This is a genomic window from Microbacterium sp. bgisy189 (assembly GCF_965345345.1).
Lineage (GTDB): Bacteria > Actinomycetota > Actinomycetes > Actinomycetales > Microbacteriaceae > Microbacterium.
The window spans coordinates 49,591-62,634 of record NZ_CBDRMZ010000003.1 but is presented as its reverse complement, the minus strand read 5'-3'; the positions used below and the strand labels follow the sequence as shown (position 1 = coordinate 62,634).

The 13,044-nt window shown below is 69.3% G+C and carries 12 protein-coding genes; 2 read left to right on the top strand and 10 right to left on the bottom strand.

Annotated features, from left to right (window positions below):
* Nucleotides 1-2: 2 nt before the first annotated feature.
* Nucleotides 3-1,607 (top strand): PucR family transcriptional regulator, encoded by a 1,605-nt coding sequence (locus ACSF8R_RS05605; protein WP_434810873.1) that lies wholly within the window; start codon nt 3-5, stop codon nt 1,605-1,607.
* A 100-nt stretch (nt 1,608-1,707) separates the two neighbouring features.
* On the opposite strand, the gene sigJ is transcribed toward ACSF8R_RS05605, so the two are convergent.
* The 9 genes from sigJ to ACSF8R_RS05560 form a co-directional block, all read right to left on the bottom strand.
* Entirely contained in the window at nt 1,708-2,553 is an 846-nt protein-coding gene (sigJ, locus tag ACSF8R_RS05600; protein WP_434810872.1) for an RNA polymerase sigma factor SigJ, read from the bottom strand.
* On the bottom strand, nt 2,550-3,113 hold the full coding sequence (locus ACSF8R_RS05595; protein ID WP_434810871.1) for a carboxymuconolactone decarboxylase family protein: 564 nt from the start codon (nt 3,111-3,113) through the stop codon (nt 2,550-2,552). Before ACSF8R_RS05595 ends, sigJ begins: the two co-directional genes overlap by 4 nt.
* A gap of 138 nt (nt 3,114-3,251) precedes the next feature.
* On the bottom strand, nt 3,252-3,593 hold the full coding sequence (locus ACSF8R_RS05590) for a cupin domain-containing protein (protein ID WP_434810870.1): 342 nt from the start codon (nt 3,591-3,593) through the stop codon (nt 3,252-3,254).
* On the bottom strand, nt 3,590-5,026 hold the full coding sequence (locus tag ACSF8R_RS05585) for an NAD(P)/FAD-dependent oxidoreductase (protein WP_434810869.1): 1,437 nt from the start codon (nt 5,024-5,026) through the stop codon (nt 3,590-3,592). The genes ACSF8R_RS05590 and ACSF8R_RS05585 overlap by 4 nt, the downstream gene beginning before the upstream one ends.
* A 146-nt stretch (nt 5,027-5,172) precedes the next feature.
* Nucleotides 5,173-6,828, bottom strand: coding sequence for an amidohydrolase (locus tag ACSF8R_RS05580; RefSeq protein WP_434810868.1), 1,656 nt, complete (start codon nt 6,826-6,828; stop codon nt 5,173-5,175).
* Between the two features lie 2 nt (nt 6,829-6,830).
* Nucleotides 6,831-7,733 (bottom strand): ABC transporter permease, encoded by a 903-nt coding sequence (locus ACSF8R_RS05575; protein WP_434810867.1) that lies wholly within the window; start codon nt 7,731-7,733, stop codon nt 6,831-6,833.
* Complete coding sequence (locus tag ACSF8R_RS05570; RefSeq protein ID WP_434810866.1) at nt 7,730-8,626, bottom strand: ABC transporter permease; 897 nt, start codon at nt 8,624-8,626, stop codon at nt 7,730-7,732. Before ACSF8R_RS05570 ends, ACSF8R_RS05575 begins: the two co-directional genes overlap by 4 nt.
* Nucleotides 8,619-9,806, bottom strand: a complete 1,188-nt coding sequence (locus ACSF8R_RS05565) for an extracellular solute-binding protein (RefSeq protein ID WP_434810865.1) — start codon at nt 9,804-9,806, stop codon at nt 8,619-8,621. The genes ACSF8R_RS05570 and ACSF8R_RS05565 overlap by 8 nt, the downstream gene beginning before the upstream one ends.
* Nucleotides 9,807-9,832: 26 nt before the next feature.
* The gene (locus tag ACSF8R_RS05560; RefSeq protein WP_434810864.1) at nt 9,833-11,002 is read right to left on the bottom strand and encodes an ABC transporter ATP-binding protein; all 1,170 of its coding nucleotides are present in this window, start codon (nt 11,000-11,002) and stop codon (nt 9,833-9,835) included.
* A 242-nt stretch (nt 11,003-11,244) separates the two neighbouring features.
* Between ACSF8R_RS05560 and ACSF8R_RS05555 the strand changes: the two genes are divergently transcribed.
* Nucleotides 11,245-12,417, top strand: coding sequence for a PQQ-dependent sugar dehydrogenase (locus ACSF8R_RS05555; protein WP_434810863.1), 1,173 nt, complete (start codon nt 11,245-11,247; stop codon nt 12,415-12,417).
* An 87-nt stretch (nt 12,418-12,504) separates the two neighbouring features.
* On the opposite strand, the gene ACSF8R_RS05550 is transcribed toward ACSF8R_RS05555, so the two are convergent.
* Nucleotides 12,505-13,041 carry a hypothetical protein gene (locus ACSF8R_RS05550; RefSeq protein WP_434810862.1) on the bottom strand — a complete coding sequence of 179 codons (537 nt, stop codon included), beginning with the start codon at nt 13,039-13,041 and terminating at the stop codon, nt 12,505-12,507.
* Nucleotides 13,042-13,044 lie beyond the last annotated feature (3 nt).

Sequence of the window (13,044 nt, the reverse complement as noted above, 5' to 3'; positions counted from 1 at the left end):
GAGTGGCTGAACGTCGCGAAGAACCGTCGATCCATACGGATCGTCCGGGTACGCACGAGAGTTCGCCGACGGTGCGCGAGATCATCGGTCTCGATGCCGTCGTGGCGGGGCATCCGCAACTGCTCGCGGGCGAGTCCGGGCTCGATGCGCGCGTGCGCTGGGTGCACGTCTCCGACAGCGCCGGGGTCGCCCGTCTGCTCGACGGCGGCGAGTTGCTGTTGTCGACAGGATCGGGCTGGCCCGAGCAGCCCGACGAGTTGCGCGCGTTCGTCGACGGGCTCGTCACGGCGGGCCTCGCCTGCCTCGTTGTCGAACTCGGCACCCACTACCGCTACATGCCGGCGGTGCTCATCGACGCGGCGCGCGCCGGCGGACTGCCGCTGGTCGCGCTGCACCGCGAAGTGAAGTTCGTGACCATCACCGAGGCGGTGCACCGTCGCATCATCGCCGAGCAGACGGCAGCCCTGCGTGCCCGCGACGACGTGCGCGCCCGGTTCACGGCGCTGGCGCTGCGCGGCTCACCGGCCGACTTCATCGTGCACCAGCTCGCCCAGACGCTCGGCGCTGCCGTCGTGCTCGAGAACCTCGCCCACGAAGTCGTCGTCGCCGATGTCGCCCCGAGCGTTGAAGAAGAGGTCCTCACCCGGTGGGAGGTGCGATCGCGCATCGCCCATCGTGACGGCGCCGCATCTGCCGAGGACTGGCTCATCGTGCCGGTCGAGGCACGCGGCATCCGGTGGGGGTACCTGGTCGCGTTGCCGGGCCCGCCACACCCTGCCGGTCGTGCCGGTGTGCTCGAACAGGGCGCGATCGCGCTCGCTCTGGGCAGACTCACCGACACCGACGGCGACGAATGGGCGCTGATCGGCAGGCGCCGACTGCTCGACGAGCTGCTCGCCGGCCGGTGGTCGACGGCCGGCGGCGCCACCGCGCGCGTCGAGGCGGCAGGCATGCCCGTCGACAGTGCCCAGCTCTACGGGCTCGTCGCCTCGGGAGTCGATGTGCGTCCCGAGACGGCGGATGTCGCGGCGGCCGAGCTCGGTGGCCGTGCGCTCACGGCAGGCGGCCCGAACACGGCGATCCTGCTCTCCCTGCCGGCACGCGTCCCCTTCGACGATGCGACGGCGCGCCGCTTCGCATCGGCGCTCACCCCCGTCGCCGATCGGCTCGTGCTCTCGATCGGCGCCGCCGGCGTCGGGCTCGAAGCGGGTCTGCGTTCCGTGCAGGAGGCCGCAGATCTTGCCCGTGCGGTGCGCCCCGTGGCAGCTCGCGGACCGCACATCCGGCGGGTCGACGAACGGCCGCTCGCGCGGCTCGTCTCAGCGTTGCGCGACGACCACCGCGTCCTGCAGCACGGCGAACGGATGCTCGCACCGCTCATCGAGTACGACATGACCCGCCACGGCGACCTGCTCGATGTGCTGGGGGCAATGCTCTCCCACCCGGGCAACCGCACGGCGGCGGCATCCGCCTCACATCTGTCGCGTTCGGTGTTCTACCAGCGCATCGCACTCATCCAAGAGCTGTTGGATGCCGACCTCGACGACGGCGAAGTGCAGGCGGCCCTCCACCTCGCCCTGCTCGTGCGGCGCAGCTCTGCCCGGTGAGGCGCCTCGCCTCGTCCGCGAACCCACACAGTTTTCGCCAACCCACATACTTTGCGCGCAGAGAACGTGTGGGTTCGTCGAAAGTCTGTGGGTTCGCGGGTCAGGGGCCGCTGACGGCGGAGAGTTTGTCGGGGTTGCGGGTCGCCCAGATGCGCTCGATCAGGCCGTCGCGCACGGCGACCTGGTAGATGCCGTCACCGTCGGATGCCGACAGCACCAGCAGCGCCGTCCGCCGGTTGACGTCGACCGCGTTGATCGCATCGACCTGCCACTTCGTGAGCGCCCCTAGCAGGAACCGCAGTACATTGTCGGCCCCGACGATCGGGCGTCGCGACGCGCGCGCCCGCCCGCCGCTGTCGGCGATGAACTCCACCGTCGGCGACAGCAGTGCGAGCGCCGCCTCCACGTCGCCGCGCTGCACGGCGTCGGCGAACGCGAGCGATGTGCGAGTGTGCGAGGCGGTATCGGCATCGTCGGGCGGGTCGTCCTTCAGGCGCGACCGCGCGCGGGAGACGAGCTTTCGCACCGCCTCGGGCGAGCGTTCGAGCGTGTCAGCCACGTCGGCCGTCGACACGTCGAACACGTCGCGCAGGATGAACGCGGCGCGCTCGAGCGGGGAGAGCCGTTCGAGCATGACGAGCATCGCGAACGACACCGAGTCGGCGATCTCCGCCGCCTCATCGGGCAGTCGCGCGCTGGAGACCGGTTCGGGCAGCCAGTCGCCGATGTAGTCCTCACGCCTGCGTGCCAGGGTGCGGATGCGGTTGAGGGCGCGGTGGGTCACCGCCTTCGCGAGGTAGGCGGCCGGATTGTCGACGGATGCGGCACCCACCTCGTTCCACGCGATCCAGGTCTCCTGCACGACGTCTTCGGCGTCGGCGAAACTGCCGAGCAGCCGGTACGCGATGCCGAGCAGCCGCGGCCGTTCGTCGTCGAACGTCGTCATCGCGCTCCGCTTCGTGCCGGCAGCGCGCATTGAGCCTTGAAGCCTTGGCTGGTGAGTCCCAGTGCGCTGTTGAACCGGGATCGCTGGTTCTCCACAGCAACCATCATGGCCAATTCCACCAGCGCAGGCTCGCCGAGTTCTTCGCGCAGGTGCGCCACGAGCCCGTCGGGCACGTCCTGCACCTCGCCGCTGACGAGCTCGGCGAACTCGAGCACCCGCCGCTGCGTCGGGGTGAACACGTCGCTCTCGCGCCACCGGGGGACGGCTTCGAGGAGTTCGACCGGCATCCCTTCAGCGTGCGCCGACCAGTAGCCGAAGTCGGTGCACCACGAGCATCCGATGCGATGGGCGCTGCCCATGACGGCGAGCACCTTCAGCTGCGGGTCGAGCGCGCGCCAGCCGCGCAGGCCCAACTCGAAGAATCCGTACGACCACATGACGCGGCCGTTGTGCGCCACCGCCGCCACAGGGTCGAGCTCAGCCTTGTTGACGCGGCGCGAGACCCATCTGAACAGCCGGTTCGACAGCGATGGTCGTGGGGTGAGCGAAATGCGGGCCATGGTTCCTCCTCGATCGGGGTTCACCAGGAAGACACCGCCCGCGCCCGGAGTGTGACATCCGGTCCGAGAAACCAATTCCGCGCCGAGAAGCCGCTGCTGGCGTAGTTTCTCGGGCAAGAGTGGTTTCTCAGGTCGGTGTCAGACCAGATACACCTTGCGAAGGGTTTCGCGGACGGTCCACACCGTCTTCATGCCGGCTTCGAGCGAGACGACGGCGCCGGGGGCGAGCTCGATCGTGGGGAGCTTCGGGTCGACGAACTCGACCGTGGCGGAGCCTGCGACGACGACGAACACCTCCTCGATCTCGGTGTCGCGCATGGCGCCGGGGGTCATCTCCCACACGCCGATGCCGAGGTCTTCTTCGAGGTCGACCGAACCGGTCGCGGGGGTGCCGGCGACGACCTGCGCGGCTGTGACGGGCTCGAGGGGCACCTCGACGGTGAGGGCGGAGACGACGCGGCCGGGATCGAGTTCGGTCATGAGTCGAATCCTAGGCCGAGGGCGTCGAGGGTCTTCAGCAGCAGGTTGCGGCGACCGCCGTTGTGGTCGGCGCGGTCGAGCGACCACCGTGTCGCGTTGATACCGATCGCCGCGGCCGGCTCTGGTGGGAATGGCAGCGGGCGCTTTCGCACCATCTCGAGCTCGGTCCGCTCGTTCTTCGTGCCCGCCAGCAGGTCGAGCATGACGTTGCCGGCGAAGCGGGTCGACCCGACGCCGAGGCCTGTGAATCCGGCGGCGTAGGCGACGCGGCCACCGCGGGCCGTGCCGAAGAACGCCGTGAACTGGGTGGACGTGTCGATCGCCCCGGCCCACTGGTGCGAGAAGCGCAGGCCCTCCAACTGCGGGAAGGTCGTGAAGAAATGACTCGCGAGCTTGCGCCACACGTCGGGGCGGTGCTCGTACGCCGGGTCGACGCGGCGCCCATAGTGGTAGAGCGCGTCGTACCCGCCGAACAGGATGCGGTTGTCGCGGCTGAGCCGGTAGTAGTGGAACTGGTTGGCCATGTCGCCGATGCCCTGCCTGTCCGCCCAGCCGATCGAGGCGAGCTGGTCGCCCGTGAGCGGCTCGGTCATGAGCGCGTAGTCGTACACCGGCACCGTCATGAGGCGGTTGCGCTTGAGCAGCGACGGAAACACGTTCGTGGCGAGCACGGCCTGCTCGGCATCCACCCGTCCCGACGCCGTCATGAGCGAGACGCGCCCGCCGCGGGTCTCCATGGCCGCGACGCGCGACCGCTCGAAGATCTCGACGCCGCGCTCCTCGGCCACGCGGGCGAGCTCGGCTGCCATGCGGGCCGGATGCACGAGCCCGCAGGTGCGCTGCTCCCACATCGCGGCGAGGTAGGTCGGCGAGGCGACGGATGCCTGCACCGCAGCCTCATCGAGGTAGACGACGTGCGGGTCGTCGGCGGCCTCGGCACGCCACTCGTCGAGCCACTCCAACTGGTGCGGTTCGATCGCCGGCGCGAGCTGCCCGGTGCGCTCGAAGTGGAAATCCATGCCGAACTGCGCCTCCGACGCCTCGATCTCGTCGAGGTTCTCGAGCCCCAGGCGGTGCAGCGTCGGCATTTCGCCCGGCCAGCGGTTCTGCCCGTTCTCGTCGCCGTGGGTGAGGCTCGATTCGCAGAATCCGCCGTTGCGGCCCGAGGCCGCCCATCCGACGCGGTTCGCCTCCAGCAGTACAATGCGCCTGCCGGGGTCGCGCTCCTTGGCGAGCAGTGCGGTCCACAGGCCGGTGTACCCGCCGCCGACGATGACGAGGTCGGCGCTGGTCGTACCGCGCAGCGACGGCCGGTCGGGTCGGAGGTCGGCGGGCAGGTCGTCGATCCAGAACGCGCCCTCACGGGTGTTCGTGAACGACTCGTCGATGACGGATGCCGAGGGCACACGTCTCTCGAAGACGGTGGTTCCCACGGGTATCACTTCCTTCTGTTGGGTGTCGGCGTCGGCGGGTACTCCGCAGTTTGACGCCTTCTCCGCAGGATTCTCGTCGGATTCTGCGGAGTTCGCGACAGTGTGCGGAGTTCGAGGGTGGATGCGGACGGTTCGGCGCGTCGCGGTCAGGCGTCGTCGGCGGCGTAGACGCGCTCGCCTTCGACGAAGGTCTGCAGCACGCGGGTCGCGCCGATCTCGTCGGCGGGGCCGGCGAACGGGTCGCGGTCCAGCAGGGCGAGGTCGGCGTACTTGCCGACCTCGATCGTGCCGGTCGACTCGTCGAGGTGGTTCACCCACGCAGAGCCGGCGGTGTAGGCGGTGAGGGAGGTCGCCAGGTCGATCGCCTGCTCGGGCAGGAACGGCTCGTAGTCGCCCTCCTCGTGACCGGGCGCGGCCTGTCGGTTGACGGCGGTGTGGATCGCGGCCATCGGATCGGGCGAGCTCACCGACCAGTCGCTTCCGGCCGCGAGCACCGCGCCCGAGCGCAGCAGGTCGCCGAACGGGTACTGCCAGGCATCCCGCGGCGACCCGAGGAACGGCAACGTGAGTTCGACCATCTGCGGCTCGAGCGTCGCCCACAGCGACTGCATGTTCGCAGCGACCCCCAGCGTGCGGAAGCGCGGGATGTCCTCGGGATGCACCACCTGGATGTGCGCGATGTGGTGGCGATTGTCGCCGCGCCCGTTGCGGGCGATCGCGTGCTCGACGGCGTCGAGGCACTCGCGCACGGCGCGGTCGCCGATCGCGTGGAAGTGCACCTGAAAGCCTTCGGCATCCAGCAGCGGCACCGCCTCGTTCAGGATCTCGGGCGGCACGAACGAGATGCCGCTGTTGTCGGTGGGGTGGCCGTGCCCGTCGCAGTAGGGCTCGAGCATGGATGCCGTGAAGTTCTCGGCCACGCCGTCCTGCATGACCTTGATCGAGGTCGCCGCGAACCGTCCGCCGCGGTAGCGGTCGCGACGCTCCAGAAGCGACGGGATCTGCTCCAGCCCCTGCGTGCGGTCCCACCAGATCGCGCCGACGACGCGGGCGGTGAGCGTGCCGTCGGCGGCTGCCTTCAGGTAGGCGGGGCCGGGGTCGCCGGCATCCCCGTATGCGCCGACGATCGCGTCCTGCCAGGCCGTGATGCCGAAGGAGTGCAGGTAGCGCTGCCCGACGAGGAGCGCTTCGGTGAGGCGCTCCAGTGGTTCTTCGGGCAGCAGGCGGTTCACGAGCGACATCGCACCCTCGTGCAGGGTGCCGCTCGGCGTGCCGTCGGCGTCGCGCTCGATGCGTCCGTCGGCCGGATCGGGGGTGTCGCGGTCGATGCCCGCCAGCCGCAGGGCGGCCGAGTTCACCCAGGCACCGTGTCCGTCGCGGTTCGGAAAGAATGCCGGACGGTCGCCGGTGACGGCATCCAACGCGGATGCCGTGGGCGTGCCGCCCGGGAATGCCGACATCTGCCAGCCACCCCCGAGGATCCACTCGTCATCGGGGTGCGAGGCGGCGTACGCGCCGATCGCCTCGAGGTATTCGGGCGCTGTCGAAAGCTCAGCCAGGTCGCACCGGAGCATATCGAGACCGCCCCACACCGGGTGCACGTGCGCGTCCTGGAAGCCGGGCACCAGCATCCGCCCGGCCAGGTCGACGACCTCTGTGCGCGGCCCGATGAGCTCACGCACCTCATCGCCGCCCACCGCGACGATCCGTCCACCGCTGACCGCCACCGCCGACGCCCGCGACCGCACCGTGTCGGCCGTGAACACCGCCCCGCCCGTGAACACCAGCTCCGCGTGCGTCACGATCAGCCGCCGGTCATGGTGCGGGCGATCTGCGTCGCCGAGTCGCCGGCGCGGCGCAGCACGAGTGCGACGATCGCGAGCGCCACGAGCGTCAGCAGCAGCATGACGGTCGACACCGCGGCGATCTCGGGGCGCAGGCCCGAGCGCACGGCGCTCAGCACGTACACCGGCCACGGGGTCGTGCCTGAGACCTGCACGAACGCGGCGATGATCGTGTTGTCGAGGCTCAGCGTGAACGCCAGCAAGAAGCCGGCCAGCACGGCGGGCATCGCCAGCGGCAGCGTCACCTTGAAGAACGTCTTCAGCGGGCGGGCGTAGAGGTCGGCGGATGCCTCTTCGAGGTTCGCCTCCTGCCCGACCAGGCGTGCCCGCACGATGTACGACACGACGGCCGTCGCGAACAGCGACGAACCGATCGACAGGCGCACGATGCCGTCGTTGAACGCGGTGATGCCCATGTCTTGACCGAGGAAGACGTACCAGGGGAGCAGCGAGACGGCGTCGACGATCTCGGGTGTGACCGACACGAGCAGTAGCAGGACGAGGAACCAGCCCACCCATTTGCCGGGGAAGCGTGCCATCGCGATACCGGCGAGCGTGCCCAGCACGGTGGCGATGATCGCCGAGATGACGGCGACGATGAGCGAGATGCGCACCGCGTTCTGCACGGCCGGCTTATTGAGGATCGTCGCGAACGCGTCGAGCCCGAAGCCGTCGAACGACACGAGGAGCCTGCCGGTGTTGAACGAATACACGACGATGACGATGATCGGCGCGAACAGGAACAGCATCACGAGGACGCCCCACACGTTCAGCGCGACGTCCGACCACGAACGGCCCGACGTGCGGCGCACCTTCGTGGTCGAGCGCTCGCGGGCGATCGCCTCGGTGACGGTCTGCGTCATGCGGAGGCCTCCTGTCCGAGCACGAGCCGCTGCCGGGCGCGGAACGGCAGACTCACCAGCCACAGGATGAGCGCGGCGACGCCGATGGTCAGCGCGATCACGAGCATGAGGATGACGGCCATCGCCGATCCGAGCGCCCAGTTCTGCGCCGTCTGGAACTGGCTGGCGACGAGCTGGCCGATCATGTTGCCGCGCGCGCCGCCGAGCACGGTGGCGGTGATGTAGTCACCCATGAGCGGAATGAACACCAGCAGCACGCCGGCGATGATGCCGGGTCGCGAGAGCGGCAGCGTCACGCGCATCAGGGTCGACAGCCGCCCGGCGCCGAGGTCCTTCGACGCTTCGCGGACGGCGGGGCCGACCCGGTCGAACGCGACGAACAGCGGCAGGATCATGAGCGGCAGGTAGTTGTAGACGACACCGATCAGCACAGCCTCGCGGGTGTACAGCAGGTCGAGCGGGCCGTTCGCGAGCCCGATCGACTGCAGCAGCGTCGAAAGCCACCCCTCGGGCGCGATGATCACCTGCCAGCCGATGGTGCGTACCAGGAAGTTCGTCCAGAACGGCACGAGCACGAGCGCGATCAGCAGTCCGCGACGTTCGGGACGCACCTTGAACGCCATCCAGTACGCGACCGGCGCGCCGATCGCGAAGCACAGGATGGTGCCCAGCACGCCCACCCACAGCGTGTTCAGGAACACGCTGAAGAAGGTGGGCGTGAGCGCTTCGGCGTACCGGTCGAACGACAGCACATCGGTGGCGTGCGTGCCGAAGATGCCCGGCTTGTAGCCGAAGCTGAAGTACACCACCATCCCGACCGGGACGATGAAGAAGATGACGAGCCACACCCACGCCGGAACGGCGAGAGCGGCTCCGAAGGAGCGTCTACGCACCCGCAGCGGCCTTCATCTCGTTCCAGATCGCCACACGCGTGGTCTGCGAGTCGTTGAGTTCCTGCTCGTGCATCGCGGCGAGCTGCTCGTCGCTGAAGAAGATCAGCTCGGGCAGGTCGAGCCCGTTCGCCTCTGCTTCGCCTTCCATGTCGGCGCCGCCGACGTTGTAGCCGATGTAGTCGAGGTTGAGGTAGAGGTTCTCGGGCGTCATGGAGTGGTTGATGAACGCGTGCGCGGCCTCGGGGTGCGGAGCGCCCTCCGCGATGGCCCAGTTGTCCATCCACAGTTCGGTCACGGGGCCGGGCAGCACCCACTGCCAGCGCTCGGGCTCGCTCGATTCGAGTAGGCCGAGTCGGGCGTCTCCGTTCCACGCCTGCATGAGCACCTGGGTGCCCTGCGGGATCGCGTTCGTGCCGGGGTAGGAGTCGAACGCCGAGATGTGCGGGGCGATCTCCTCGACGAGGAACTTGCGGCAGGCCTCGAGCTCGTCGGCATCCTCGGTGTTCCAGTCCATGTCGTTGGCCCAGAAGTAGGCGCCGATGATCCCGGCCGGGTCGTCCGACATCGACGTCTTGCCGCTGGCCTCGTTCTTGGCGGCGTCGAAGAAGTCGCCCCACGTCGCCAGTTCGCGGGTGATGATGTTCTTGTCGTAGACGAATCCGGTCGTGCCCCACGCCTTGCACACCGAGTAGTCGTTGTTCGGGTCCCAGGCGCGCCCGAGTGCGGTGGGGTCCATGTTCTCGAGGTTCGGGAGCAGGTCCTTGTTGAACTTCATCAGCAGGCCGTTCTCGATCATCTGCGGAATGAAAACGCCGGTGGGCACGACGATGTCGTAGCCCGACGTGCCCTTGGCCGCGATGAGCTTCGCGATCAGCTCTTCGTTCGAGCTGTATGAGTCGAGGGTGACCTTCGGGCCGAGCTCGGAGGTGAACGACGAGACGACGTCGGGGGAGTCGTAGTCGCCCCACGTGTACACCGACAGGGCGTTCTCGAGTGCGCCTCCCGTCGCCCCGGCGGACGGGGCGGTCTGACCGCCGCCGGTGGAGCAGGCGGCGAGCAGTGCGGTACCGCCGGCGACCGCCGCGAGGCTCAGGAGCCTGCGACGCGAGAGTTCTTTCGCGATGATCGGCACCGAAGCGGAGGGCGCGATGATGCGGATGGGGGTACGGGACTCGGACATGCGGTGCCTCCTGGTCGGGTTCGGGATCACGCGGTGGGTGGTGCGACGTAGCCGCCGGCTTCGGCGGCGGTGTCGGCGGGGAACAGCAGGACGTGCTCGGGCGCCCAGCGGCACACGACGCGGTCGCCGACCGACAGCCCGAGCGCTTCGGGTGTGGGGCGGCGCGCGATGATGCTCTGCGCCTCGCCGGCGGGGCCGGTGAGTTGTACGAGGTACTGCATCGTCTCGCCGAGGTGCGAGATGCCGATCAGTTCGCCGACGGGGGTGTTGACGTCGGTGGTGGCGTCGGATGCCGCGCGCTCCACGCGCACGTTCTCGGGGCGGACCGCTGCTTCGGCGTTGCCCGCGGCGGCCAGCGGCGCGTTCGCCTTGACGACGACGTGGGGCGATTCGACCGCCGAGCCACCCGCGGCGAGCGGGCCGCGGAAGAAGTTCTGCTGGCCGACGAAGGCGGCGACGTATGCGGATGCCGGGCGCGCGTAGACCGTGTCGGCATCGGCGAGCTGTTCGATGCGGCCGCTGCGCATGATCGCGATCCGGTCGCTCATCGAGAGCGCTTCGCCCTGATCGTGCGTGACGAACACGAAGGTGATCCCGAGTCGCGCCTGCAGCAGCTTCAGCTCGAGCTGCATCTCTTCGCGCAGCTGCCGGTCGAGTGCGCCGAGCGGCTCGTCGAGCAGCAGCACCGAGGGGCGGTTGACGAGGGCTCGGGCGAGCGCGACGCGCTGCTGCTGACCGCCCGAGAGCTGCGTGGGCTTGCGGTCGGCGAAACGGCGCATCTGCACCATGTCGAGGGCTGCGGTGACCCGCTCCCGCACCTCCGACTTCGGTGTGCGGCGCTGCTGCAGCCCGTACGCGACGTTCTCGGCGATGGACATGTGCGGAAACAGCGCGTACGCCTGGAAGACGGTGTTCACGTCGCGCTTGAACGGCTGCGTGCCGAGCACGCTGGTGCCCGAGATGCGGATGTCACCGGCATCCGGGTGCTCGAAGCCGGCGATCATGCGCAGGGTCGTGGTCTTGCCGCAGCCGGACGGCCCGAGCAGCGAGAGGAACTCACCCGCTTCGATCTCGAGGGAGAGGTCGTCGACGGCCGTCTGGTCGCCGTAGCGCTTGGTCACGCCGGTGAGGACCACCGTGCCCGTGCTGTCTGGGCCGGACGGCCGTTCGATCGTCGTTTCGGGTGCCGACGTCACGCGTACTCCGCTTCTGCTTCACCATGTCGCCTTGGGGTGATGCGTGTCGGCCATTCAATACGTCCGGGTCGGGGTGCGCAATGGTCACGTGGGTTCACCGGACGGAGTCTCCCGTCGAATCGGCGCGCCCGACAGTCTGTCCGAACGTGCGTAACGGTGCGGAAACACCGTTGTCTCGCGCTCGCCGTCGCGCTATGGCATCGGGGGTTCCGCAGCGAGTGGATGCACGTGAGGATGGGCGTATGCGACGTGCGTGGGCGGGTGCGGTCGCGGTGATCGCCGCGTTCGCGCTCGCCGCGTGCACGACCGAGGCGGAGCCCGTGCCGCGGGGTCCGGATGTTCCGGAGCCTTCGGCATCGGCGACCGCCGATCCTGCCGACACGACATCGTTTGCGGTCGAAGAGATCGATCGCTTCGACGATCCGTGGGCGATGGCGTTCCTGCCCGACGGTGCGCTGCTGATCACCGAACGCACCGGCGCGTTGCATCTGCGCGACATGGATGCCGGGACGCTCGTGTCCGTCTCGGGTGCGCCCGAGGTCGTCGTGGCGGGGCAGGGTGGCCTCGGCGATGTCGTGCCGTCGCCGACGTTCGAGGCCGACGGCGTCGTGTACCTCAGTTGGGTCGAAGCGGGCGACGGCGGCACGGGCGCTGTCGTCGGGCGCGCGGTGCTCGAACGTGCCGGCGATGCCGCCGCGCTCCAGGGCCTCGAAGTCATTTGGCGGCAGCAGCCCAAGACGACGGGCGACGGGCACTTCAGTCACCGCATCGCGTTCAGTCCCGACGGTCGGCACCTGTTCGTCACGTCGGGGGATCGGCAGCAGATGGACCCGGCGCAGGACCGCTCCAACACCCTCGGCACGATCGTGCGGCTCACCCTCGACGGCGAGGCCGCGGCGGATAACCCCTGGAACGACGAGGGCGGGGTGACGGCGCAGATCCACAGCTACGGGCACCGCAATCCGCTCGGCATCGCCTTCGCGCCCGACGGCACGCTGTGGTCGACCGAGATGGGACCGCAGGGCGGCGACGAGCTCAATCTCATCGAAGCGGGCGGCAATTACGGCTGGCCGCTCGCGTCGAACGGCAGCCACTACGGCGGCGGCGAGATCCCCGACCACGCTGCCGGCGACGGATTCGTGGCGCCGAGCGTGTGGTGGAATCCGAGCATTTCACCCGGTTCGCTGCACATCTATCGCGGCGACCTGTTCGCGGGATGGACGGGCGACGCCGTCATCGGCGCGCTGTCGGGGGAGTCGCTCATCCGCGTCGATCTCGAGGGCGAGACGGCGGGCATCGTGGTCGATTGGCCGATGGGCGCCCGCATCCGCGCCGTCACCGAAGACGCCGACGGTGCCATCTGGGTACTGGAGGATGCCGGGTCGGGGCGGCTTCTGCGGCTGACGCCCGAATGACGTGCGTGGTGGGGATGTCGGCGCGACGCGCGGGTGGGCGCACGTAGACTTCGAGGCGTGGCAGCACCCGATGGCAAAGAGCCGACCTCACCCGCGCGGATCGCGATCTGGGTGGTCGTCGGCGCCATCGGCGCGTACATGCTCATCAGCGGCCTGCTTGGCGCGCTGACCTGACGCCTCATCGGTCGCGGGAACAGGCGCGACGTCTGAGACCCCGAGCAGGAACCGCACGATCTGGATCGCCGGCGCTTCGAGCGCCGGGCCGCGCCCCAGTGTCCAATCGGTATCGCTCGCCCTGATGGTGTGCCCTGAGACGACGGCTCGCCGATCGAACGGCAGCCGCGCAGAGGCGAGCATCGCGGTCGTGCCCAGCGCGGCATCCGACAGCGAGACCGGAACGCCTGCAGCATCCGATGCGCGCAGCAGTATCGTCATCGCGCGCAGCAGTTCGGCGGTCGTCCGGCCACGGCCTGCCGCGGCGGCGACGGCTTCGCGGTCGCCGGCAGGCAGCACGCGCGCAGCGGCGACGACCTGCGCGATGAGCGCACGCCGGTCTGTCGTCAGGCCGGACTCGTCGTCGTCCGACCGTTGACTCAGCGGAAGGAAGCGGGCGAAGTCGGGCACGAG

What these genes read in the sequence shown, in the direction of transcription:
- sigJ (WP_434810872.1), bottom strand. Translation starts at nt 2,553, where the DNA reads ATGACGACGTTCGACGACGAACGGCCGCGGCTGCTCGGCATCGCGTAC.
- ACSF8R_RS05595 (WP_434810871.1), bottom strand. Translation starts at nt 3,113, where the DNA reads ATGGCCCGCATTTCGCTCACCCCACGACCATCGCTGTCGAACCGGCTG.
- ACSF8R_RS05590 (WP_434810870.1), bottom strand. Translation starts at nt 3,593, where the DNA reads ATGACCGAACTCGATCCCGGCCGCGTCGTCTCCGCCCTCACCGTCGAG.
- ACSF8R_RS05575 (WP_434810867.1), bottom strand. Translation starts at nt 7,733, where the DNA reads ATGACGCAGACCGTCACCGAGGCGATCGCCCGCGAGCGCTCGACCACG.
- ACSF8R_RS05565 (WP_434810865.1), bottom strand. Translation starts at nt 9,806, where the DNA reads ATGTCCGAGTCCCGTACCCCCATCCGCATCATCGCGCCCTCCGCTTCG.
- ACSF8R_RS05555 (WP_434810863.1), top strand. Translation starts at nt 11,245, where the DNA reads ATGCGACGTGCGTGGGCGGGTGCGGTCGCGGTGATCGCCGCGTTCGCG.